This is a genomic window from Streptomyces sp. NPDC005195 (assembly GCF_040608315.1).
GTDB classification, from domain to species: Bacteria; Actinomycetota; Actinomycetes; order Streptomycetales; family Streptomycetaceae; genus Streptomyces; species Streptomyces kaempferi.
Genome location: NZ_JBEXHZ010000001.1, coordinates 53,684 through 75,607 on the forward strand (window position 1 = coordinate 53,684; position 21,924 = coordinate 75,607).

The 21,924-nt window shown below is 71.2% G+C and carries 22 protein-coding genes and 5 tRNA genes; 7 read left to right on the top strand and 20 right to left on the bottom strand.

Annotation, left to right across the window (positions count from 1 at the left end; translation table 11 throughout):
- Positions 1-80: 80 nt before the first annotated feature.
- On the bottom strand, positions 81-1,850 hold the full coding sequence (locus tag ABZV34_RS00245) for a DAK2 domain-containing protein (protein WP_356269968.1): 1,770 nt from the start codon (positions 1,848-1,850) through the stop codon (positions 81-83).
- A 261-nt stretch (positions 1,851-2,111) separates the two neighbouring features.
- Here ABZV34_RS00245 and rpmB point away from each other — a divergent pair, with 261 nt between their 5' ends.
- On the top strand, positions 2,112-2,297 hold the full coding sequence (gene rpmB, locus ABZV34_RS00250) for a 50S ribosomal protein L28 (RefSeq protein WP_356269970.1): 186 nt from the start codon (positions 2,112-2,114) through the stop codon (positions 2,295-2,297).
- 185 nt (positions 2,298-2,482) lie between these two features.
- Here the strand turns inward: rpmB and ABZV34_RS00255 are convergent, their stop codons facing one another.
- Positions 2,483-3,448: a thiamine-phosphate kinase gene (locus tag ABZV34_RS00255; protein ID WP_356269972.1), complete on the bottom strand. Its 966-nt coding sequence runs from the start codon at positions 3,446-3,448 to the stop codon at positions 2,483-2,485.
- Between the two features lie 206 nt (positions 3,449-3,654).
- Here ABZV34_RS00255 and ABZV34_RS00260 point away from each other — a divergent pair, with 206 nt between their 5' ends.
- Both ABZV34_RS00260 and ABZV34_RS00265 read left to right on the top strand, forming a co-directional pair.
- Positions 3,655-3,888, top strand: coding sequence for an Lrp/AsnC ligand binding domain-containing protein (locus tag ABZV34_RS00260; RefSeq protein ID WP_016432437.1), 234 nt, complete (start codon positions 3,655-3,657; stop codon positions 3,886-3,888).
- A 20-nt stretch (positions 3,889-3,908) separates the two neighbouring features.
- Entirely contained in the window at positions 3,909-4,403 is a 495-nt protein-coding gene (locus ABZV34_RS00265) for a DUF3515 domain-containing protein (RefSeq protein WP_356269974.1), read from the top strand.
- A gap of 138 nt (positions 4,404-4,541) precedes the next feature.
- Here the strand turns inward: ABZV34_RS00265 and ABZV34_RS00270 are convergent, their stop codons facing one another.
- The 3 genes from ABZV34_RS00270 to ABZV34_RS00280 form a co-directional block, all read right to left on the bottom strand.
- Positions 4,542-5,699 carry a D-alanine--D-alanine ligase family protein gene (locus tag ABZV34_RS00270; RefSeq protein ID WP_356269976.1) on the bottom strand — a complete coding sequence of 386 codons (1,158 nt, stop codon included), beginning with the start codon at positions 5,697-5,699 and terminating at the stop codon, positions 4,542-4,544.
- A gap of 157 nt (positions 5,700-5,856) precedes the next feature.
- Positions 5,857-6,867, bottom strand: a complete 1,011-nt coding sequence (locus ABZV34_RS00275) for an NAD(P)H-dependent glycerol-3-phosphate dehydrogenase (protein WP_356269978.1) — start codon at positions 6,865-6,867, stop codon at positions 5,857-5,859.
- Positions 6,864-7,712 (bottom strand): lysophospholipid acyltransferase family protein, encoded by an 849-nt coding sequence (locus ABZV34_RS00280; protein ID WP_356269980.1) that lies wholly within the window; start codon positions 7,710-7,712, stop codon positions 6,864-6,866. Before ABZV34_RS00280 ends, ABZV34_RS00275 begins: the two co-directional genes overlap by 4 nt.
- A gap of 146 nt (positions 7,713-7,858) precedes the next feature.
- Here ABZV34_RS00280 and cofC point away from each other — a divergent pair, with 146 nt between their 5' ends.
- Positions 7,859-8,506, top strand: a complete 648-nt coding sequence (gene cofC / locus ABZV34_RS00285) for a 2-phospho-L-lactate guanylyltransferase (RefSeq protein ID WP_356269982.1) — start codon at positions 7,859-7,861, stop codon at positions 8,504-8,506.
- Between the two features lie 546 nt (positions 8,507-9,052).
- A complete protein-coding gene (locus ABZV34_RS00290) occupies positions 9,053-9,256 on the top strand; it encodes a hypothetical protein (protein WP_099943501.1) in 204 nt (67 codons plus the stop codon).
- 92 nt (positions 9,257-9,348) lie between these two features.
- On the opposite strand, the gene ABZV34_RS00295 is transcribed toward ABZV34_RS00290, so the two are convergent.
- From ABZV34_RS00295 to leuC, 4 genes are all read right to left on the bottom strand, one after another.
- Positions 9,349-10,005, bottom strand: coding sequence for an HU family DNA-binding protein (locus ABZV34_RS00295; protein ID WP_356269984.1), 657 nt, complete (start codon positions 10,003-10,005; stop codon positions 9,349-9,351).
- Between the two features lie 138 nt (positions 10,006-10,143).
- Positions 10,144-10,374 carry a hypothetical protein gene (locus tag ABZV34_RS00300; protein ID WP_356269986.1) on the bottom strand — a complete coding sequence of 77 codons (231 nt, stop codon included), beginning with the start codon at positions 10,372-10,374 and terminating at the stop codon, positions 10,144-10,146.
- A 289-nt stretch (positions 10,375-10,663) separates the two neighbouring features.
- A complete protein-coding gene (gene leuD, locus ABZV34_RS00305; protein ID WP_356269988.1) occupies positions 10,664-11,257 on the bottom strand; it encodes a 3-isopropylmalate dehydratase small subunit in 594 nt (197 codons plus the stop codon).
- 3 nt (positions 11,258-11,260) lie between these two features.
- Positions 11,261-12,697, bottom strand: coding sequence for a 3-isopropylmalate dehydratase large subunit (leuC, locus tag ABZV34_RS00310; RefSeq protein WP_356269990.1), 1,437 nt, complete (start codon positions 12,695-12,697; stop codon positions 11,261-11,263).
- Between the two features lie 190 nt (positions 12,698-12,887).
- On the opposite strand from leuC, the gene ndgR reads away from it, so the two are divergent.
- On the top strand, positions 12,888-13,604 hold the full coding sequence (gene ndgR / locus ABZV34_RS00315; protein WP_037625007.1) for an IclR family transcriptional regulator NdgR: 717 nt from the start codon (positions 12,888-12,890) through the stop codon (positions 13,602-13,604).
- Between the two features lie 134 nt (positions 13,605-13,738).
- Here the strand turns inward: ndgR and ABZV34_RS00320 are convergent, their stop codons facing one another.
- Entirely contained in the window at positions 13,739-14,314 is a 576-nt protein-coding gene (locus tag ABZV34_RS00320) for a DUF4188 domain-containing protein (RefSeq protein WP_356269992.1), read from the bottom strand.
- A gap of 81 nt (positions 14,315-14,395) precedes the next feature.
- Between ABZV34_RS00320 and ABZV34_RS00325 the strand changes: the two genes are divergently transcribed.
- Entirely contained in the window at positions 14,396-15,040 is a 645-nt protein-coding gene (locus ABZV34_RS00325) for a MerR family transcriptional regulator (protein WP_356269994.1), read from the top strand.
- Positions 15,041-15,149: 109 nt separating this feature from the next.
- On the opposite strand, the gene ABZV34_RS00330 is transcribed toward ABZV34_RS00325, so the two are convergent.
- The 10 genes from ABZV34_RS00330 to ABZV34_RS00375 form a co-directional block, all read right to left on the bottom strand.
- Positions 15,150-15,222 (bottom strand) — tRNA-Glu (locus ABZV34_RS00330).
- Positions 15,223-15,250: 28 nt separating this feature from the next.
- A tRNA-Gln gene (locus ABZV34_RS00335) sits at positions 15,251-15,322 on the bottom strand.
- Between the two features lie 35 nt (positions 15,323-15,357).
- A tRNA-Glu gene (locus tag ABZV34_RS00340) sits at positions 15,358-15,430 on the bottom strand.
- A gap of 62 nt (positions 15,431-15,492) precedes the next feature.
- Positions 15,493-15,565, bottom strand: a tRNA-Glu gene (locus ABZV34_RS00345).
- A 42-nt stretch (positions 15,566-15,607) separates the two neighbouring features.
- Positions 15,608-15,679: transfer RNA gene (locus ABZV34_RS00350), tRNA-Gln, on the bottom strand.
- Positions 15,680-15,769: 90 nt separating this feature from the next.
- A complete protein-coding gene (locus ABZV34_RS00355; protein WP_356269996.1) occupies positions 15,770-16,507 on the bottom strand; it encodes an HAD family hydrolase in 738 nt (245 codons plus the stop codon).
- Between the two features lie 36 nt (positions 16,508-16,543).
- Complete coding sequence (locus ABZV34_RS00360) at positions 16,544-18,775, bottom strand: FlgD immunoglobulin-like domain containing protein (protein WP_356269998.1); 2,232 nt, start codon at positions 18,773-18,775, stop codon at positions 16,544-16,546.
- A 199-nt stretch (positions 18,776-18,974) separates the two neighbouring features.
- On the bottom strand, positions 18,975-20,453 hold the full coding sequence (gltX, locus tag ABZV34_RS00365; RefSeq protein ID WP_356270000.1) for a glutamate--tRNA ligase: 1,479 nt from the start codon (positions 20,451-20,453) through the stop codon (positions 18,975-18,977).
- Positions 20,446-21,234: a fumarylacetoacetate hydrolase family protein gene (locus ABZV34_RS00370; protein WP_356270002.1), complete on the bottom strand. Its 789-nt coding sequence runs from the start codon at positions 21,232-21,234 to the stop codon at positions 20,446-20,448. Before ABZV34_RS00370 ends, gltX begins: the two co-directional genes overlap by 8 nt.
- A gap of 121 nt (positions 21,235-21,355) precedes the next feature.
- Positions 21,356-21,544, bottom strand: coding sequence for a hypothetical protein (locus tag ABZV34_RS00375; protein ID WP_356270004.1), 189 nt, complete (start codon positions 21,542-21,544; stop codon positions 21,356-21,358).
- Between the last annotated feature and the right edge of the window lie 380 nt (positions 21,545-21,924).

Sequence of the window (21,924 nt, forward strand, 5' to 3'; positions counted from 1 at the left end):
CCTACCCGCCCCCCTGGGGCTCCGCCCCGAACCCCGCCAAGGGGCTGCCGCTCCCGGGGCGGGTCAGGCGGCGGTCGTCGTCACTCCACGCCGATCAGCAGCAGCGCCCCCTGCCGACCCCCTCGATACACCACCGTGTCGACCGCCAAGTACGTCTCCCTGACCCGCGATTCGAGACGCGCGGCGATGGCACCGGGCGCCTCGTCACCGAGGACCAGCGTCACCATCTCACCACCGGCGGCGAGCATGCGGTCGATGACGGCCTCGGCCGTGGCCGCGATGTCCGCACCGATCACGGCCACGTCCCCCTCGATGAGACCGAGTACGTCACCGGCCTGGCAGATGCCCGCCATGGTCCAGGACTGCCGCTCGGCGACCGCCACCTCCGCGTACCGGGTCGCACCCGCCGCCGAGGTCATGGCGACGACGTCCTCGTCGAAGCGCCGGCCTGGCTCGTGCACCGCCAGCGCGGCGATGCCCTGGACCGCGGAACGGGTCGGGATCAGCGCGACCCGCACCCCCTCCGTACGGGCCTGCTCGGCCGCGGCCGCCGCGGTGTGCCGCAGGTCGGCGTCGTTGGGCAGCAGCACCACCTCGCGCGCGTGGGCCCGCCGTACGGCGTCCACGAGCTCCCCGCTGGCGGGCGGCTCGCCGGGCCGCGCGAGCACGGTGGTCGCCCCGGCCTCGGCGTACAGCCCGGCCAGTCCCTCGCCGGGCACCACCGCGACGACGGCCCGCTGCGCCCGCTCCCGCGGCGGCAGCCCCGCCGCGCCCGCGGTGTGCGCGTCACCGAGCCCGAAGTGCGTGATCCTGATGCGGTGCGGCCGCCCGGCCTCCACGCCCGCCTCCACCGCGGCGCCCGCGTCGTCCACGTGGACGTGGACGTTCCACAGTCCGTCACCGCCGACGACCACGAGCGAGTCCCCGAGGCGGTCGAGCCGGTCGCGCAACCGCGTCACGGCCGTGTCCTCCGCCTCCAGGAGGTAGACGACCTCGAAGGCCGGCACTCCGTCGTCCGGCCGGTCGTCCACGCACCCGGCGCCGGCGTGCCCGGCGCCGGCATCGACGCCGGGAACGGGACGGGCGCCGGCGGCAGCGGTGGCCCCGGTCACGGGCCCGGCCGTCACGGCCACGCGCGCGTGCACCTCGCCCAGCGCCCACCCGGTGCGCGGGGACTCCCCCGTGAACGTCTCCACCAGCGCCGCCAGTACCGCCACCAGCCCCCGTCCGCCCGCGTCGACCACACCGGCACGGGCCAGGACGTCGAGTTGCCGGGGGGTCGCCACGAGGGCCGCCCGCGCTCCCTCGTAGGCCGCGCGCGCGACCGTGCCGCAGTCCCCCTCGGCGCCGCCGGCCGCTTCGGCGGCGGCCGAGGCGACCGTGAGGACCGTGCCCTCGACCGGGTGCGCGACGGCGTCGCGCGCGGAGTCGGCGGCCTGCCGCAGGGCGAGACGGAGTCCCTCGGCATCGGTGCGAGCGCCCTCACCGCCGGCGGCCAGCACCAGCGCCATACCGCGCAGCAGCTGCGCGAGGATCGTCCCGGAGTTGCCGCGGGCCCCGATCAGCGCCCCGTGCGCCATCGCCCGCACGGCGTCGGCGAGTGCGGGCCGCCCCTCCCCCGCGCGGCCGTCGCCCGCGCCGGCGACCGTCTCGTGGCCCGCGAAGACCGCCTCCACCGCCGCCGTCGCCGACTCCACGGTCAGATAGAGGTTCGTCCCGGTGTCCCCGTCGGCCACCGGATAGACATTGATGGCGTCGATCTCCTCGCGGGCCCGTCCCAGCGCTTCCAGCGCGAGGCCGCACCAGGTGCGCACCGCGAGAGCATCCAATGTCTGCGGCACCTGCGGCACCTGCGCCTCCCTGAGCTGCTGGACGTGGGACGCAGCGTAGACCCAGAGCGGGGTTACTGTCGGTAGCGGGTCCGGAGGAGGGCCGGGGCCCACCCCGGGGCGGCCATGGTAGTTTCGTTCTCCGGACGCAGTCGTTGTATGCTGCTCCAGTTGCCCGATTCCGATCGGGACTTCCCCCTGGCACCGCCACTCAGATCCTAGATCTTGATCCCGGCATGCCGGGATCCACCGTAAGTGCATCTGAAGTCTTTGGAGTGACCCGTGGCTGCCAACTGCGATGTCTGCGGCAAGAGGCCGGGCTTCGGCAACAACATCTCGCACTCGCACCGCCGTACGTCCCGCCGCTGGAACCCCAACATCCAGCGTGTACGTACCGTGGTGAGCGGGACGCCGAAGCGCGTGAACGCCTGCACCTCGTGCATCAAGGCCGGCAAGGTGACGCGCTGACAACCGCCAGCGCGCGGCCACTGCTGGTTCGCTTGCACTGAACCCGTCCACCTCACGGTGGGCGGGTTTTCTGCTGTCCGCACACAGGCGCGCACGGGACACAGACTCACGGCGCACAGGCCACGGACGCCCAGGGGGAAGCGCGGCGCACGTCCTCGACGCGCACCGCACCGGCCCCGGCGGTCTCACGACTCGATGTCGCCGAAGTGGTCCCAGCCGCCCGTGCTGGTCCACGGTGCGCCGTCCACCGTGACCTGCGGCAGCGCGGAGGGGTTGAGGACCTCGCCGATCACCTTCCAGCGCGCGGGCAGCTTCACGTCCGGCGGGAAGGCCGCGACGATCGCGTGGTCCTCACCGCCGGTCAGCACCCACTGGATCGGGTCGACGCCGACGGCCTGGCCGATGTCGTTCATCTGCGACGGGATGTCGATGGCACCCGAGCGGATGTCGATCCTGACCTTGCTCGCCTCGGCGATGTGCCCCAGGTCGGCGATCAGCCCGTCGCTCACGTCGCACATCGCCGTCGCGCCGAGCCCGGCGGCCGCGGGACCCGCGTGGTACGGCGGTTCGGGGCGCCGGTGCGCCTCGACGAAGGCCCGCGGCGAACGGAAGCCGCGGGAGAGCACCGCGTGCCCGGCCGCCGACCAGCCCAGCCAGCCCGTGACGGCGATCACGTCGCCGGGCTGTGCGCCGCCCCGGGTCACCGGCTCGTGGTTGCGCAGATCACCGAGCGCGGTGATCGCGATGGTGATGGTGTCGCCCCGTACGACATCGCCGCCGACCACGGCCGCGCCCGCGACCTGGCACTCGTCCCGCAGCCCGTCCATCATCTCGGACGGCCAGGTGGCCGGCAGTTCGGCCGGCACGACGAGACCGAGCAGCAGCGCGGTCGGTACGGCGCCCATCGCGGCGATGTCCGCGAGGTTCTGGGCGGCCGCCTTGCGCCCCACGTCGTACGCCGTCGACCAGTCGCGGCGGAAGTGCCGGCCCTCCAGGAGGATGTCGGTGCTCGCCACGACCCTGCGGTCGGGCGCGGCCACCACCGCGGCGTCGTCGCCCGGGCCGACCCGGACCGCCGGGGTGGTGGTGAGACGCGAAGTGAGCTCCTTGATGAGCCCGAACTCCCCCAACTCGCCCACGGTGCCCTTCATCGTCGTACTGCTCCCTCTGCCGCTACCGGTGCCCGGTAGCGAGCCGTCTCTGTCCTCGGTACGGTCGAGTTGACCGTCAACGTGTGCGGTCCGCGCACCCCGGCGCGCAAGCCCCAGTCACCGCGGGTCTCCCCGCGGCGAGCGGCGACGCGATACCGTGGCGTTCCTTTTCCCCACATGATCCTCGTGGCCGCCCTGGAGGTTCCGTGGTACAGGCGTACATCCTGATCCAGACGGAGGTCGGCAAAGCGTCGACCGTCGCCGAGACGATCAGCAAGATCCCGGGGGTGATCCAGGCCGAGGACGTGACAGGACCGTACGACGTGATCGTGCGGGCCCAGGCCGACACCGTGGACGATCTCGGCCGCATGGTGGTCGCGAGAGTCCAGCAAGTGGATGGCATCACCCGCACCCTGACCTGCCCGGTGGTGCACCTCTAGCCCCCGTCTACCCTTGGCCGGTGAACTCTTCCCGTCACCGGCACACCACTCTTCTCGGGCTGCCCGTTCTCGCCCTGCTGATCTCCGCCACGGGCTGCTCCTCAGCAGACGGCGGCGCCTCGGCCGTGGTTCCCGGTCCTGACGCGAAGGTCTCCGCGTTGTGCCAGAACCTGGACAAGGTGCTGCCGAGGAAGGTGGACGGCCTCGACCGGAACGATCCCGAGCCCCGGTCCGCGCTGACCGCGGGCTGGGGAAGCCCGGCGATCATACTGCGCTGCGGTGTCGAACGACCCTCGAAGATGAGCGACGAGGACGCGCTCAGCGGCGAGGTGAACGGCGTCGGCTGGCTGATGGAGAAGCGGAGCGACGGGGCGTTCCGCTTCACCAGCAGCCTGCGCCGAGCGTACGTCGAGGTCAGCGTGCCGAAGAAGTGGGCCGAGCGGGACGGTTCGGCCGCGCTCGTCGATCTGGCAGCGCCCATCAAGAAGGCGATCCCCGCGGGGATCGCCGACTGAGACGAACGGACGGAACCTGACGGAACCGGCCGGAACGGGCCGGTACGGAGTGGCCGGACCCGACCGCAGTGACCGGACCGGACCCGACCGGACCCGCCGGAGTGACCGGACCGGACCGGAAAGGCCCGGTTCCAGTGACTAGCGCAGGCCCGTGGAGCGCCGCAGCGCCGCCTGCACCAGGAGGTCGACCAGCTCCGGGTAGCCGACCCCGGTCTCCTCCCACATCCGCGGGTACATGGAGATCGGTGTGAAGCCCGGCATCGTGTTGATCTCGTTGATCACGAACTCGCCGTCCTCGGTGAGGAAGAAGTCCGCGCGGACGAGACCCTCGCACGACGCCGCGTCGAAGGCCTCGACCGCCAGGCGCCGCACCTCGGCGGTCTGCTCCTCGGTGAGCGGCGCGGGCACGATGCCCGGGGCCGAGTCGATGTACTTCGCCTCGAAGTCGTAGAAGTCGTGGGACTGCACCGGCGGGATCTCGGCCGGCACGCTGGCGCGCGGGCCGTCCTCGAACTCCAGGACCCCGCACTCGATCTCGCGGCCGCGCAGCAGCGCCTCCACGATGATCTTCGGGTCGTGGCGCCGGGCCTCCTCGAAGGCCTCGTCGAGACCCTCGAAGGAGTCGACCTTCGTGATGCCGAACGAGGAGCCGGCGCGGGCGGGCTTGATGAACAGCGGCCAGCCGTGCTCCCCCGCGAACTCCGCGATCCGCTTGCGGGCGCCGGCCGGGTCGAGCTCCCACTCGCGGGGACGGATCACCGTGTACGGGCCCACCTTCAGCCCGAAGGAGGTGAACACCCGCTTCATGTACTCCTTGTCCTGGCCGACGGCCGAGGCGAGCACGCCCGAGCCGACGTACGGGACCCCCGAGAGCTCCAGGAGACCCTGGAGCGTGCCGTCCTCGCCGTACGGGCCGTGCAGCACGGGGAAGACGACGTCGACCTCACCCAGGGCCTTGGGGACGGATCCGGGCTCGCTGTAGACGACTTCGCGGTTGGACGGGTCGACGGGCAGGATCACGGTGCCCTCGTCCGACTCCGCGAGGAGGTCCACGCTCGGCTGCCGCCGGTCGACGATGGCCATCCGTTCCGGCTCGTCGGCGGTGAGCGCCCAACGGCCGTCCAGGGTGATGCCGATCGGCAGGACGTCGTACTTCGTACGGTCGATGGCGCGCAGGACGGCGCCGGCCGTGACCACGGAGATCCCGTGTTCGGAGCTGCGCCCGCCGAAGACGACGGCCACGCGCGGCTTGCGAGGCGCCTGCTCAGGGCTCTGGGGGAGGTTCTCGGTGCTCATATCGCGTTGAGAGTACCCGGTGGTACGGCGCTGAGTCAGCGCCCCGCTGCGGCCGTTGCTCAGCGTCGCGCGAGTGGTCGCACAGCGTTGATCCCCGGTGTCGCGGGAGCCGCCGTGAAGCCCGCTCCGGCCGGTGCCGCGGCGGCACTGCGACGGCTCAGCGGCGTTCGGGCTTCGCGCTGCGCGACATCAGTTCCTTGAGCGCGACGACCGGCGGCTTGCCCTCGTGGACGATGCCGACGACCGTCTCGGTGATGGGCATGTCGACGCCGTGCCGGCGGGCCAGATCCAGCACGGACTCACAGGACTTGACGCCCTCGGCGGTCTGCTTGGTGACGGCGATGGTCTCCTGCAGGGTCATGCCCCTGCCGAGGTTGGTGCCGAAGGTGTGGTTGCGCGAGAGGGGCGACGAGCAGGTGGCCACCAGGTCACCGAGGCCCGCCAGTCCGGAGAAGGTCAGCGGGTCGGCGCCCATGACGAGCCCGAGCCGGGTGGTCTCGGCCAGCCCGCGCGTGATGAGCGAGCCCTTGGCGTTGTCCCCGAGGCCCATCCCGTCCGCGATGCCGACGGCGAGACCGATGACGTTCTTGACCGCGCCGCCGAGTTCGCAGCCCACCACGTCGGTGTTGGTGTACGGGCGGAAGTACGGGGTGTGGCAGGCGGCCTGGAGGCGCTGGGCGACCGCTTCGGAGGTGCAGGCGACGACCGCGGCGGCCGGCATCCGGGCGGCGATCTCCCGCGCGAGGTTGGGCCCGGTGACCACGGCGACGCGGTCGGCGCCGACCTTGGCGACGTCCTCGATCACTTCGCTCATCCGCATGGCGGAGCCGAGTTCGACGCCCTTCATGAGGGAGACGAGCACCGTGTCCGGCTCGAGCAGCGGTACCCAGTCGGCGAGGTTGGCGCGCAGGGTCTGCGAGGGCACCGCGAGCACGGTGAAGTCGGCGCCGCGCGCGGCCTCGGCGGCGTCGGTGGTGGCCCGCAGGTTCCCGGGGAGTTCGACGTCCGGCAGGTAGTCGGGGTTCGTGTGCGTGGAGTTGACCGCTTCGGCGAGTTCCGCGCGCCGCCCCCACAGGGTGACCTCGCACCCCGCGTCGGCGAGCACCATGCCGAAGGCCGTACCCCACGACCCGGACCCGAAGACGGCCGCCTTGACGGGCTTGCTCACGTGCTCTGCCCCTCTTCCCGCTGTGCCTGTACCTGCGCCGTGCCCTGGGCGTGGGTCCGGGCCTGGGCATGGGCCTGTGCCTGCGCCTCGGCCTTCTCCTGGGCCGTCTCCTGGGCCGCGGTGCGGCGGCGCTGCTCGATCCGCACCTGACGCGGGTCGTAGGGCGTCTCGGGCGCCTTCTCGCCGCGGATCTCCTCCAGCAGCGCGGTGACGGCGGCCATGATGACCTCGGTGGCCTCCTTGAGGAGGTCCGGGCTCATCTCCCTGTCGTAGAAGCGCGAGAGATCCACGGGGGGACCCGCGAGTACCTGGTGGGTCTTGCGCGGAAGGAGGTTGGGCTTCTTGGCGTACGGCGGCAGCAGTTCGTTGGCGCCCCACTGGGCGACCGGGATCACCGGGCACTTGGTCTGGAGGGCGACCCGCGCGGCGCCGGTCTTGCCGGTCATCGGCCAGCCGTCGGGGTCGCGTGTGAGGGTGCCCTCGGGGTAGAACGCGACGCATTCGCCGCGCTCCACGGCGTCGATCGCGGCCCGGAAGGCGCTCAGCGCGTCGGTGCTCTCGCGGTAGACGGGGATCTGTCCGGTGCCGCGCATCGCGGCCCCCACGAATCCCTTCCTGAAAAGCCCGGCCTTGGCCAGGAAACGCGGAACACGCCCGGTGTTGTACTGGTAGTGGGCATACGCGAACGGGTCCACATGCGAATTGTGGTTCACCGCGGTGATAAATCCGCCCTCGGCCGGAATGTTCTCCATTCCGCGCCAGTCCCGCTTGATCAGAACCACGAGCGGCGGTTTGCAGAGAACCGCTGCGAAGCGGTACCAGAAGCCGATTCTGCGGCGGGGCACGCGGGCACCTTCCTCTTAGAGCCTGGGGGGCCGCACAAGTGTCGCCCCAGGCCGCCAGTCTGTCGAGAACACCGTACGCCCCGACGTCCGGACCGCCAGGGTCACCGGGTCACAATGGGTGCGACAAAGGCAGGAACGGAGCGCCCGTGCAGTGGACGTTGGTCGTACCCCTCAAACCCCTGGCGCGGGCCAAGAGCAGGCTGTCGGACACCGCGGCCGACGGAGTGCGCCCGGGGCTCGCCCTCGCGTTCGCGCAGGACACCGTGGCGGCCGCGCTGGCCTGCGCGGCGGTCCGTGATGTGGCGGTAGTCACGGACGACGCGCTGGCCGGGCGGGAGCTGGCGGCGCTGGGGGCGCGGATCGTCCCGGACGAGCCAGGTGGCGGCCTGAACGCCGCGCTGGCGCACGCGGCGGCCGTCGTACGTTCCCGCAGCCCCGAATGCGCCGTGGCGGCCCTGAACGCCGATCTGCCGGCGCTGCGCCCCCTGGAATTGGCCCGGGTACTCGATGCCGCGGCTGAATTCCCGCGTGCATTTCTCTCCGACGCGGCGGCAATCGGGACCACACTGCTGGCCGCCTCACCGGGCCGTGAATTGCGCCCCGCTTTCGGCACCGATTCCCGTGCCCGGCACCGCGCCTCGGGCGCCGTGGAACTCCTCCTCGCGGCGGTGGATTCCGTACGTCGGGACGTGGACACCGGCGACGACCTGCGCGCGGCGCTCGCCCTGGGCGTGGGCCCGCGCACGGCCACGGTGGCGGCCAAACTCCTCATCCCGGGCCGGCCCGGCACCTGACGCGCGCCGCGACGGGGGCCGCGGCAGGGGCCGCCGTGACGGAGTGCGTGGCGGGGCGCCGCACGGCACCGAGCGGCCTCGGGCACACCGCCGGTCACCGTCCGGCACCAGGCCCGCGCGGCCCGGCATCGGGGCCACGGGGCGCTGTCAGGCCCGCGGGGCCCCGCACCGGGGGCACGGCGTCCACGCGGCGGCTCCGCGAGGCCCCCGGTCCCACCGCGACGCCGGACCCGCAGGTCACGTCGCGAACACGCCTCGCACCCGCACCGGGCAGCACGGGTGCCAGGGCGGGCTTCGGGCCTCGCACCGGGCCGCCCTGGCCCCCGGGCCTGATGCCGGGCCTGCTGGAGTGATCGTCGGACGCCGGATGCCCCCGCACCAGCACACCGGTCCACCCGGACACAGCGACCGGCACACCAGGACACGGGAGGCCCGCGCACCGGGGCGGGAACCCGGGCCGGGAGTCAGGACCGACGAGGGGCCGCGCCTCCTCCCAGTCCCCCGGTACGCACCCCCGGCGGGACCGACGCTGGATAAACTCCCGGCATGCAGGCGACCGCGTACACGTACGACCCCGACACCCGTAGCGGGCAGGTGCTGCTCGACGACGGCACCCCCGTGCCCTTCGACGGCGCGGCGTTCGACGCCGGCGGCCTGCGGCTGCTGCGCCCGGGGCAGCGCGTGCGCATCGAGACCGAGGGCGACGGCGCGGCACGGCGGATCACCCTCGTGACGCTCCAGACGTTCTGACCGGGACCTTCGGACCGTCCCCGGACACGCCGCGGGCCGGGCTCCCCGTGGGAGCCCGGCCCGGCGCGTGAGGTGCCCTGCGCCCCTGCTTCTCAGCGGGCGGTGGTCTTCTTGGCGGTGATCTTGCGAGCCGTCGACTTCTTGGCGGGGGCCTTCTTGGCGGTGGCCTTCTTCGCCGGGGCCTTCTTGGCGGTGGCCTTCTTGGCCGTCGTCTTCTTCGCCGCGACCTTCTTGGCCGTCGCCGTGGTCTTCTTGGCGGTGGCCTTCTTGGCCGTCGTCGCCGTCTTCTTCGCGGCGGCGGTGGTGGTCTTCTTCGCGGCCGTCTTCTTCACGGCGGCGGTGGTCTTCCTGGCCGTCGCCTTCTTGGCGGTGGTGGCCTTCTTGGCCGCGGCCTTCTTGACGGTGGCCGAGGCGCCGCCGGAGAGACTGCCCTTCGGGGCCTTCTTGACCGCCACGTCGTTCTTCGGGAGCTTCTTCGAGCCGCTCACCAGGTCCTTGAAGCCCTGACCGGCGCGGAAGCGCGGCACAGAGGTCTTCTTGACCCGAACGCGCTCACCGGTCTGCGGGTTGCGGGCGTAACGAGCCGGACGGTCGACCTTCTCGAAGGAACCGAAGCCGGTGACCGAGACCCGGTCCCCGCCGACAACTGCACGGACGATGGCGTCCAGTACGGCGTCGACCGCGTCGGCGGCCTGCTGACGCCCGCCGACCTTGTCGGCAATCGCTTCTACGAGCTGCGCCTTGTTCACGTCTTCCCCTTCGGAGACATTGCCCGAACGAATGCGTTCAAGCTTTTTCGCACGTTAGGCAGATATATACCGCAAATCAAACACGAAACGGGCTAATCACCCTTGTGCCGCAACGAACTCGGGCTGCAGCACGGTTCCTCAGCGTTCCCCTTCGAGGAATCGGCCCTCGTCGAGGTCGGTGGTGAACCGCTCCAGCCGCCTTGCCGCATCGGCGAGATCGTGCTTGGCCACGGCCGTAATGACCAGCAGCTTCCGGGTCAGCGCCATCCGTACGCCCTCCGGGACTTGCAGTGCACGCACTCTTGTGTGCGCTTCCTTGAGTTGGACCGCGACTGCCGCATAGAGCTCGAGTTGGCCGTCGTGTTCCATGCACAGATTGTGCCATCTGGGGCGAGTTGTCGCCTGCCCAGGGGGTAACTGCCGCGCCCCCAGGGGGTCCTGGACGCCTCCGGACGCCACCGGCGCAAGACCCGCCTGTCCAGGCAATTCCCTTTGCGAATGCGGCAGTTGGAGCCCTTCGAAGGGGCGCGCGGAGGCCCTCCGGGGGCAGACACAGCTGTACCCCCAACCGTCCACGATTGGGGGTACAGAGGGGTGTTGCGGTGGCTGAAATCCGCTGTGCGACGGCCGCGCGGCGGGTCGCGCCGCGCGCCGGGCGTCAGACCTGGAGCGTCTTCGGCTTGTACGACGGCCGCTTGGCCTCGTACTCCGCGATGTCGCCCTCGTTCTGGAGGGTGATGGAGATGTCGTCCAGGCCGTTCAGCAGCCGCCAGCGGGCGTTCTCGTCGAGCTCGAAGGCGGCGGTGATGCCCTCGGCGCGCACCTCGCGGGTCTCCAGGTCGACCGTGATCTCGGCCTGCGGGTCGTTCTCGGTGAGTTCCTGCAGCGCCTCCACCGTCTTCTGCTCCAGAACCACTGTGAGCAGGCCGTTCTTGAGCGAGTTGCCCCGGAAGATGTCCGCGAAGCGGGACGAGACGACGGCCTTGAAACCGTAGTTCTGCAGCGCCCAGACGGCGTGCTCGCGCGAGGAGCCCGTACCGAAGTCCGGGCCGGCGACCAGGACCGTGGCGCCCTCGCGCTCGGGCTGGTTGAGGATGAACGAGGGGTCCTTGCGCCAGGCCTCGAAGAGCCCGTCCTCGAAACCGTCCCTGGTCACCTTCTTGAGCCAGTGAGCGGGGATGATCTGGTCGGTGTCGACGTTGCCGCGGCGCAGCGGTACGGCCCGGCCGGTGTGCGTGGTGAAGGCTTCCATGGCTTATCGGACTCCAGCGGGCGTACGGGCGGCGGGCGCGTCGGACAGGTCGGCCGGCGAGGCCAGATGGCCCAGCACGGCGGTGGCGGCGGCGACCTGCGGGGAGACCAGGTGCGTACGGCCGCCCTTGCCCTGCCTGCCCTCGAAGTTGCGGTTGGAGGTGGACGCGGAGCGCTCACCGGGAGCCAGCTGGTCGGGATTCATGCCCAGACACATCGAGCAGCCCGCGTGCCGCCATTCGGCGCCGGCCTCCTTGAAGACCACGTCCAGGCCCTCGGAGACGGCCTGCAGGCCGACCCGCGCGGAGCCGGGGACCACCAGCATCCGTACGCCCTCGGCGACTTTGCGGCCCTCGACGATCGCGGCGGCGGCCCGCAGGTCCTCGATGCGACCGTTGGTGCACGAACCTACGAAGACGGTGTCGACCTCGATGTCGCGCAGCGGCTGTCCGGCGGTCAACCCCATGTATTCCAGGGCCTTTTCGGCGGCCAGGCGCTCCGAAGCGTCTTCGTACGAAGCCGGGTCGGGGACGGACGCCGAAAGCGGCGCGCCCTGACCGGGGTTGGTACCCCAGGTGACGAAGGGAGCCAGCGAGGGACCGTCGATGACGACCTCGGCGTCGAAGACCGCGTCCTCGTCCGTCCTCAGCGTCTTCCAGTACGCGACCGCCGCGTCCCAGTCCTCGCCCTCGGGGGCGTGGGCACGTCCCCGGAGGTAGGCGAAGGTCGTCTCGTCGGGGGCGATCATGCCCGCGCGGGCGCCGGCCTCGATCGACATGTTGCAGATGGTCATGCGGGCCTCCATCGAGAGCTTCTCGATGGCGGAGCCGCGGTATTCCAGGATGTAGCCCTGGCCGCCGCCGGTGCCGATCCGGGCGATGATCGCCAGGATCAGGTCCTTGGCGGTGACGCCCTCGGGCAGTTCGCCGTCGACCGTGATGGCCATGGTCCTGGGGCGGGCCAGCGGCAGCGTCTGGGTGGCCAGCACGTGCTCGACCTGCGAGGTGCCGATACCGAACGCCAGCGCGCCGAAGGCGCCGTGCGTGGAGGTGTGCGAGTCACCGCAGACCACGGTGGTGCCCGGCTGGGTCAGGCCCAGCTGCGGCCCCACGACGTGGACGACACCCTGCTCGACGTCGCCCAGGGAGTGCAGGCGCACGCCGAACTCGGCCGCGTTCTTGCGCAGCGTCTCCAGCTGGATCCGGGAGACCGGGTCCGCGATGGGCTTGTCGATGTCGAGGGTCGGGGTGTTGTGATCCTCGGTCGCGATGGTGAGGTCGAGACGGCGCACCGGGCGGCCCGCCTGACGCAGGCCGTCGAAGGCCTGGGGGCTGGTCACCTCGTGCAGCAGGTGCAGATCGATGAAGAGGAGGTCGGGCTCGCCCTCGGCGCGCCGGACGACATGGTCGTCCCAGACCTTCTCCGCGAGTGTCCTACCCATCGCTTTCCCTCCGGCCGGCCTGTGTGGCGCCGGCCCAACTAGAGATTTCCGGGGCGGCAGACGTCCGTCCCCCTCGTCCGGACGTCGTCCGCCAGGCCCGTCGGTCCGCGGGCCGCTGTGTCTACAAGGGTGGCGCTTTCCACCGGAAATTGAACTTGCGTTTCACAGAGTGAGACGCAAGTATCGTTTCATGGACAACAGTAGCGGCGTCGGCGTTCTGGACAAGGCAGCCCTTGTCCTGAGCGCTCTGGAGTCCGGTCCGGCCACCCTCGCGGGCCTGGTCGCGGCGACCGGACTGGCACGACCCACGGCACATCGTCTCGCCGTGGCGCTGGAACACCACCGCATGGTGGCGCGCGACATGCAGGGGCGTTTCATTCTCGGACCCCGCCTCTCCGAGCTGGCCGCGGCCGCGGGGGAGGACCGCCTGCTCGCCACGGCGGGGCCGGTGCTCACACACCTGCGCGACATCACGGGCGAGAGCGCCCAGCTCTACCGCCGCCAGGGCGACATGCGTATCTGTGTCGCCGCGGCCGAGCGTCTGTCCGGCCTTCGGGACACGGTCCCGGTCGGCTCCACGCTCACCATGAAGGCCGGGTCCTCGGCCCAGATCCTGATGGCCTGGGAGGAGCCGGAGCGGCTGCACCGGGGACTGCAGGGCGCCCGCTTCACGGCGACGGCGCTGTCGGGCGTACGGCGCCGGGGCTGGGCCCAGTCGATCGGCGAGCGCGAGCCGGGCGTCGCCTCCGTCTCCGCGCCGGTGCGCGGGCCGTCGAACCGCGTGGTGGCCGCCGTCTCGGTCTCCGGACCGATCGAGCGTCTGACCAGGCACCCGGGCCGGATGCACGCCCAGGCGGTCATCGACGCCGCCGGCCGCCTCTCCGAGGCCCTGCGCCGCACCGGCTGACCGCCCCTACGGACACGTCACGGGAACGGGCCGGCCTCAACGCCGCGGCAGGCTCGTCCCCCGGACCCCTCCCGGCGCCCGCAAGGGGGCGCCGGCAACCGCGCGCTCAGCCGCACACCACCCGCACAGGCCGGTCAGCCCGCGCCTCCCCCGGCCTCAGTCTCCATCTCGACCTCGACCTCGCCCTCCGCCTCGGCCTCCGCTCCCGGCCGAGGCGACCGGTGTGCGAACCGGTCCGCCGCCCGCCTCCCCCGCTTCTCCACCGGCAGGGCCCCATGGGCGGCGGCCAGGCCGAAGGGCGGCATGTCCGCGTAGATCGACTCGTACGACCCCTCCGGCACGACGTACGTCTCGTGCCAGATCCCCACGTGCTGCCGGAGCTTGCCCGCCCGCTCCTTGCGGTTGATGATCCCCCACGCCTTGTGGTGGAACATGTCGGGCGCCGACGCGTACGCGTAGAGCTGCTCCTTGGACTCCCAGTACTGGACGACGTAGTACGTGCGGGGCGACGCCGTCAGCAGGATGCGGCCGAGCAGGCCCCGGCCGGGTTCCTTCTCCAGGTCCCGCACCATGCGCAGCATGGCGAAGAACACCGGTACCCACTGGTGCACCGCCCAGAAGTGGTTGACGCGCATACCGATCAGCAGGACGACCACGTCCCCCTCGGCTGCTGCGGTGGTACGGCCTGCGGTCACGCGGGTGCCGGACATCTCGTCCCCTCCGTTGGCGAGCGGCGCTATCCGATGGCGCCGTGCTTGGATAGTGGCGCCACCCAACGAAGGGCGCAAGAGATGCGGCTTGCGGAGTTGAGCGAGCGGAGCGGAGTGTCCACCGCGACGATCAAGTACTACCTGCGGGAAGGGCTGTTGGCTTCGGGACGCCAGGTCAACGCCACGACGGCGGACTACGACGAGAGTCATCTGCGCCGGCTGCGGCTGGTGCGGGCACTGATCCAGGTGGGCCGGGTGCCGGTGGCCACGGCCAGGGAAGTCCTCGGACACGTCGACGACGAGTCACTGGGCCGGACGATCCGGCTGGGGGCGGCTCTGTGGGCGCTGCCGCAGGAGCCGGAACCGGACGACCAGGACCCGGCCGTCCGGTCCGCGCGCCGCGAGGTCGACCAGTTGCTGGCGGACCTGGGCTGGGAGACCGCGCGGGAGCTCGCCCCGCTCTCCCCCGTGCACCGTTCTCTGGTGGCGGCGGTGGCCACGCTGATCCGGCTCGGCTATTCCTGGAACGCCGAACTCCTCGCGCCGTACGCGGAGTTGATGCACCAGGTGGCCGAGCGGGACCTGGACTACCTGGAGACGCACACGTCCGACGCGGAGCGGGTGGAGACCGCGGTCGCTTCGGCCGTGCTCTTCGAGCCCGTGCTGCGGGCGCTGCACCGGCTGGCGCAGGAGCAGGAGTCGGCGCGGCGGTACGGCATCGAGTGACCGACCCTACGGCGGGGCGGCGCGGGGCGCGTCGGACCGTACGACGGGGGCCGGGGCCGCCCGGAAACGCCTACGGGCCCCCACCGAAGTGGAGGCCCGTAGGACTCTGTACCCCCGACCGGATTCGAACCGGCGCTACTGCCGTGAGAGGGCAGCGTGCTAGGCCGCTACACAACGGGGGCCTAGATCTTGCGTTTCCGCGGATCCAAGCTGGGCTACCAGGACTCGAACCTAGAATGACGGTACCAGAAACCGTAGTGTTGCCAATTACACCATAGCCCAAAGCGGTTTAAACCATCATATATGGTTTAGACCAGTACCCCCGACCGGATTCGAACCGGCGCTACTGCCGTGAGAGGGCAGCGTGCTAGGCCGCTACACAACGGGGGCCCTAGCGATCCTGCATGAGAGGCAGCGGGTGCGACCCGGACTGCCTTCCTGGGAAGGATCTGTACCCCCGACCGGATTCGAACCGGCGCTACTGCCGTGAGAGGGCAGCGTGCTAGGCCGCTACACAACGGGGGCGTTGCGGAATCGATCTCCGCGTTTGCAGATGAGCTCTGCGAGCTGGCCTACCAGGACTCGAACCTAGACTAACGGAACCAGAAACCGTCGTGCTGCCAATTACACCATAGGCCACTGAAACTCGATCCCCTGCAGGGATCTTGTTTTAGCTTGCGCCTCCGAGCTCCGGCCTTACGGCCCGTTCTCGGCGGCGCAGGAAGAACATTACCTGAAGGTGGACGGCGCTCCAAAACGGGTATCGGCGCGGAGGACCGCGGGGAGTTCGGCCAGCGAGACGATCCGGTGCGGACCCGTCGGCGGGCCGCCGACGGCGGTGTGAGTGCCCTCACGGTCGATCCAGACGGAGAGCAGTCCCGCCTCGGCGGCGCCCCGTCCGTCGATCTCCGGGTGGTCACCGACGTAAGCGACCCGGTGCGGCGGCAGGCCCAAGACCTCGCAGGCCGCGTGGAAGGCGGCCGCGGCGGGCTTGGCGACGCCGAGTTCGGCGGCGCACAGGATCGCCTCGAAGCGGTCGTGCACACCGAGGACGCGCAGCTTGCGGTCCTGTACGAGAAGGCTGGAGTTGGACAGGACCGCGTGCCGGTGGCTGGCGACGAGGTCGTCCAGGACGGGCAGGACGTCCGGGAAGAGGGTCCAGGCGGACTCGTAGTGCGTGACGTAGCGGTCGAACCAGGCGTCGGCGTCGGTGTCGCCCAGCGACTCCCCCAGGAACACCCGGACCCGATCCCGGCGCTGGCCCTGCCAGTCCGTCTCGCCCGCCGAGAACCGCGCCCACTGCGCGTCGGTGACCTCGCGCCAGCGCGCGAGGGCCTGCTCGACGGACTCGTACCCGTCGAGCAGGCCCTCGGCCGCGAGGTGCGCGCGCATCCCGGCCCGGTCCGCGGTCGTGTAGTCGAAGAGCGTGTCGTCGACGTCCCACACCACGGCCCGCACAGTCCTCATGGTCCGACGGTAGCCCCGGGCGCGCCGGGCCGTCCGTCAGTTGACGGTGGTCGTGCCGGTCAGGAGGAGGTCGGGACCCTCCTGGTCACGGGGCTCGGCGGTCAGCTTCCAGGTGTACGACCCCCGGGGCGCCCTGCCCCCCGCCGTGGTCGCGCCGTCCCAGGAGGCGCGCACCGCGGCGGCGGTGGAGGTGCCGGTGAGGGTGCGGACGACCGTGCCGGTGGTGCTGACCAGCTGGAGGGTCCACGTCGAGGGCTTGCTCAACTGCCACACGGGCAGCCACGGCTCGGCGGCCGTCGGGCCGGGCGCGGCGTCGGTCTGGGCCTCCATCTGCGCGAGCGGCGAGGTGGGCACGTCCGCGGTGACGATCGCCACCTGGCCGCGGTCGGTCAGGTAGGCGACGTTGCCGCCGAAGCGGTCGACGGTCCAGCGGCCGGTGTTGCCGCCCGTGTCCCGGTCGGTCGTCGGCAGCACGGCCGCCGTGCGGGTGACGGCCGAGCCCGCGTGGAAGTCCGTGAGCAGCAGTTCGTGCGTGGTGCGGTTCTCGCGGAGCAGGTAGCCGTCGGCGAGCCGGGCCTGGCCGGCCGGCACGGTGACGGCGCGGTTGGTCGCGCGGTCGTAGACACCGGCGGGGCCGGACGCGCCGCAGCTCCAGTACAGCCACGCGTTCACGGCCTGGATCTCGCTGGGCGTGCACGGGGCGCCGGTGGCGACGGTGGCCACGTTCTTCCCCGACTTCAGGTCGTACGCCACGACGCTGCCCTGGGAGGTGCCCGGCGTCCACAGTCGCTGGCCCCAGACCGCGGCGGCGGTGCGGGTGCGGTCGAGCGCGGTCCGGCCGTCGGCGCCGCGCGGGAAGTCGGCGACCTTCTGCACGCCCGGCGTCCCCCCGTTGTAGAGGACGTAGCGGCCGGTGCCGGTGCCGATGCGTCCGCCGGAGGCGCCGGTGGACTCGGCCGCGTACAAGTTCGGCTCGCGTCCGGTGACGTGGACGGACTCCTTGCCGTCCGCCCCCGTGGACAGGTAGGCGAAGCCGCCGTCGCCGAGCGCCTCGAACTGGGGGCAGGCCACGTCCCCGGCCAGGCACGGCGAGAGGTTAAGCATCGAGGCGCGGTAGGTCTGGGGACCGGCCGGGCGGCCGGCGGTGTCGAGCTGGACGCCGTGGACGGAGTCGTAGCCGCCCTGATCGGTGACGTTGCCGTACATCAGCAGCTCGCCGCCGGAGAGCATCATGCCCTCGATCGTCGACCGGTTCGCCTCGACGTCGAGCACCTGCGCGGCGGTGGCGCCGGTCTCGGTGGGCGTGACGCGGTAGACGTGCCAGTCGGCGCTGGACGGACCCGCCGTGGCGAGCAGGCCGCCGTCGAGGGTGGGGGTGTAGCTGCCGCTGGAGCGGTCGATGACCGTGGTCCGCGTGCCGTCGGCGAGGGAGATGCCCACCAGCCGGTAGGTGTCGGGGCTGAAGACCACGGACGGGTTGGCGAGCATCAGCTGGTCGCCGACGACGCCCTGGATCCTGTAGTCGCCGTAGGTGGGGGCGGGTACGGGGTCGGTGCCCGGTGCCGCGTCCACCCGGGCCACCTTGTTCCCGGCGACGAGCCAGCGGTCGTTGAACCTGACCAGTCCCGTGGTGGTGACGCCGGTGACGTACGAGCGGAAGGTGCCGTCGGCGAGGTCGAGCAGCCCGAGCGAGTCGACGCCGTCGAGGGTGTATCCGACGGCGAGCCTGCGTACCGAGCCGCCCGTGCGGAACACGCCGTCCGGCGTCGCCCCGGTCGGCAGGCCGGTGACCGGGAGGTCGGTGGTCGTGCCGTCGCCGGCCGCGCGCAGGACGTGCAGGGCGCCGTCCGCGTCCTGGGTGAGCACGCTCCAGCCGACGGCGGCCTTGTAGGTCTGCCCCTGGGGCACGGTGAGCGTGACACTCACCCCGGTGGACTGGTGCTTCTGGGTGACGGTGCCGACGCCCGCGGTGGTGATCACGTCGGTACCGGTGGAAAGGTCGTCCGGGCCGGCGTGCGCGGGCGGCGTGTAGCCCGGGTAGTCCGCCCAGTGCGCCGTCGGCGATCCGGTGCCGGGCAGCGTGTAGCGGAATCCGGAGGCTCCCGCCCAGCCGAGGAGCACCTCGGGAGGCGTGGTCTGGTTGAGCTGAACCGTGGCGACCGGAGTGTCGGCGGCCGGCGCGGCCTGGGCGGGCATGGTCTGCACCGCGCAGGTCAGAGCCACGGCTCCGCTGAGCGCCAGCCCGACAAGTCTTCGTGAACGGGTCACGTTCGCCTCCCCTGGAACATGGTGATCAGGCGCGTCACACGCCCGCTCGAACATCCAAAGGGGTTTCGGGGAGCGGGAGTTGACAGGAAGGGTGAACTCCCGGCGACCACTGGGTGTACAGCGGCGGGGCGGCGCCCGAACCGGACGCCGCCCCGCTGTCACTGTGCCGTGGGTCCGCCGCGGTGGCCGCGGCGGACGGTTACCGCGCCGCGAGCCTCGCCAGCGCCGCGTCGACGCGCGCCAGCGTCGTGTCCTTGCCCAGGACCTGCAGGGACTCGAAGAGCGGCAGGCCGATCGTGCGGCCGGTGACGGCGACGCGGACGGGGGCCTGGGCCTTGCCGAGCTTGAGGCCGTGCTCCTCACCGGCGGCCAGGACGGCGTCCTTGAGGGATTCGGCGGAGGACCAGTCGGCCGTGTCCAGCTTCTCGCGGGCCGTCCGCAGGAGCGCGTCCGAGCCCTCCTTCATCGCCTTCGTCCAGGAGGCCTCGTCGTGGGCCGGCTCCGGCAGGAACAGGAAGTCGACGTTGTCCGTGATCTCGGAGAGGACCTTCAGCCGGGACTGGGCGTGCGGGGCCATCGCCTGCCACTTCGCCTCGTCGAAGTCCTCCGGCGCCCAGGGGGCGAAGGGGGCCTTCAGCCAGGGGGCGCAGCGCTCGGTGAAGTCCTTCACGTCGAGCAGCCGGATGTGGTCGGCGTTGATCGCCTCGGCCTTCTTGAGGTCGAAGCGGGCCGGGTTCGGGTTCACGTCCGTGACGTCGAAGGCGGCCACCATCTCGTCGATGCCGAAGATGTCGCGGTCCGCCGAGAGCGACCAGCCGAGCAGGGAGAGGTAGTTCAGCAGCCCCTCGGGGAGGAAACCGCGCTCCCTGTAGAGGTTGAGCGAGGACTCCGGGTCGCGCTTGGAGAGCTTCTTGTTGCCCTCGCCCATGACGTACGGGAGGTGGCCGAAGGCCGGGGTCTCCTTGGCGATGCCCAGCTCGGTCAGCGCCTTGTAGAGGGCGATCTGCCGCGGGGTGGAGGAGAGCAGGTCCTCGCCGCGCAGGACGTGGGTGATCTCCATCAGGGCGTCGTCGACCGGGTTGACCAGCGTGTACAGGGGCGCGCCGTTGGCTCGTACGATCCCGTAGTCGGGCACGTTCTCCGGGAGGTACGTGATCTCGCCGCGAACCAGGTCGGTGAAGGTGATCGTCTCGTCGGGCATCCGGAAGCGGACGATCGGCGTGCGGCCCTCCGCCTCGTAGGCGGTCTTCCGCTCGGCGGAGAGGTCGCGGCAGTGGCCGTCGTAGCCGGAGGGCTTGCCGGCGGCGCGGGCCGCGTCGCGGCGGGCGTCCAGCTCCTCGGTGGAGCAGTAGCAGGGGTACGCGCGGCCGGCGTCCAGCAGCTTCTGGGCGACGTCCTTGTAGAGGTCCATCCGCTGCGACTGGCGGTAGGGCTCGTGCGGGCCGCCGACCTCGGGGCCCTCGTCCCAGTCGAAGCCCAGCCAGCGCATCGCGTCGAGCAGCTGGCCGTACGACTCCTCGGAGTCGCGGGCCGCGTCGGTGTCCTCGATGCGGAAGACCAGGGTGCCTTCGTTGTGCCGGGCGAACGCCCAGTTGAACAGGGCCGTGCGGACCAGGCCCACGTGGGGGTTGCCGGTCGGGGACGGACAGAAACGTACGCGGACGGTCGCGTTAGCCACGCTTGATCACCTTGTTGGTGAGAGTGCCGATGCCTTCGATGGTGACGGCGACCTCGTCGCCGACGTTCAGGGGGCCGACCCCAGCGGGGGTGCCGGTGAGGATCACGTCGCCGGGGAGCAGCGTCATGGCCTCGGTGATGTTGACGATCAGGTCCTCGACGGAGTGGGTCATCTCGCTGGTGCGGCCGAGCTGGCGCTGCTGCCCGTTGACCGTGCACTGGATGGTGATGCCCTCGGAGACCGTGGCGAGGTCCAGGTCCGTCTCCACCCAGGGGCCGAGCGGGCAGGAGCTGTCGAAGCCCTTGGCCCGCGCCCACTGCTTCTCGCGCTTCTGGACGTCGCGCGCGGTGACGTCGTTGGCGCAGGTGTAGCCGAGGATGACGTCCTTCACACGCTCACGGGGGACTTCGCGGCACATCCGGCCGATCACCACGGCGAGTTCGGCCTCGTGGTGCAGCTCGTTCGAGAAGGAGGGGTACCGGATGTCGTCACCGGGGCCGATCACCGAGGTCGACGGCTTGAAGAAGGCGAACGGGGTGTCGGGTACCTCGTTGCCCAGCTCCTTCGCGTGCTCCGCGTAGTTGCGGCCGAAGGCCACGACCTTGTTCGGGAGCACCGGCGGCAGGAGCCGGACCTTGTTGAGGGGGACCTTCGTACCGGAGAGCTCGAAGTCCGCGAACGGGATGCCCTTGATGATGTCGAGGACGAGCTCGTCCGGCTTGTCGCCCTCGACCGCGCCGAACGCGACGTTGCCGTCGATGGAGAACCTGGCGATGCGCACGGGATCCTTGCGCCCCTCACTGAGCTGGCTGGAGTCTGACGCTCCAGGCTAACGCGGAGAGGGGTCCGGGCCCCGCGCATATCCGTCGGCGCGGTGAGTGGTACGGGGCCCTGGCCGCGTACTACTCGGCGACGGAGGCGGCGACCGGGACTTCCATGAGAATGGTGCGCCGCGGGTTGGCGGTCTGGGCGGGGAGGTCGACCGAGTGCTCCGGCTGCTCCTGCGCCTGCATCGCGTCGGCGTCCTCGAGGTGCGCCAGCGTGGTGCGTCGCGGGTTGGCTATGTTGCGGAACATCATCGTCGTCTTCACTGTGGTGTTCGACCTCGTCAGAGCGGGCGCCGGGTGGTTTCAAGAACCCCCGTGTCGGCGCAGGTTGTCGGATTTGCCATCCCTGTAAAGCGCCAGGCTAAACATGCGATTCCCGGTGGAAGCCGTGAAGACCTCATGATCGGCGTGTGAGTTTGCTCACTAGGGGGTTGGCAAACCGGTCAATTCAGGCCGCCAACCCCTCCCGGCGAAACGGACATTGCTTCACTGAACCCATCATTCCGCTCCTGATCATGGCGACTGGGACACCCCCCGCACCCCGCTGGATCGTAGGGAAAAGACCGGAATGTACGAGATCACTTTCTACGTGTCGTGACCTTGCCCTCACAAGCTGTCACGGTGGTCACAGCCTGGTACATGGG

What these genes read in the sequence shown, in the direction of transcription:
- ABZV34_RS00300 (WP_356269986.1), bottom strand. Translation starts at nt 10,374, where the DNA reads ATGGAACACGACGGCCAACTCGAGCTCTATGCGGCAGTCGCGGTCCAA.
- ndgR (WP_037625007.1), top strand. Translation starts at nt 12,888, where the DNA reads ATGGACAACAGTAGCGGCGTCGGCGTTCTGGACAAGGCAGCCCTTGTC.
- ABZV34_RS00355 (WP_356269996.1), bottom strand. Translation starts at nt 16,507, where the DNA reads ATGAGGACTGTGCGGGCCGTGGTGTGGGACGTCGACGACACGCTCTTC.
- ABZV34_RS00320 (WP_356269992.1), bottom strand. Translation starts at nt 14,314, where the DNA reads ATGTCCGGCACCCGCGTGACCGCAGGCCGTACCACCGCAGCAGCCGAG.
- leuC (WP_356269990.1), bottom strand. Translation starts at nt 12,697, where the DNA reads ATGGGTAGGACACTCGCGGAGAAGGTCTGGGACGACCATGTCGTCCGG.
- ABZV34_RS00325 (WP_356269994.1), top strand. Translation starts at nt 14,396, where the DNA reads ATGCGGCTTGCGGAGTTGAGCGAGCGGAGCGGAGTGTCCACCGCGACG.
- ABZV34_RS00290 (WP_099943501.1), top strand. Translation starts at nt 9,053, where the DNA reads ATGCAGGCGACCGCGTACACGTACGACCCCGACACCCGTAGCGGGCAG.
- ABZV34_RS00255 (WP_356269972.1), bottom strand. Translation starts at nt 3,448, where the DNA reads ATGAAGGGCACCGTGGGCGAGTTGGGGGAGTTCGGGCTCATCAAGGAG.
- ABZV34_RS00270 (WP_356269976.1), bottom strand. Translation starts at nt 5,699, where the DNA reads ATGAGCACCGAGAACCTCCCCCAGAGCCCTGAGCAGGCGCCTCGCAAG.
- leuD (WP_356269988.1), bottom strand. Translation starts at nt 11,257, where the DNA reads ATGGAAGCCTTCACCACGCACACCGGCCGGGCCGTACCGCTGCGCCGC.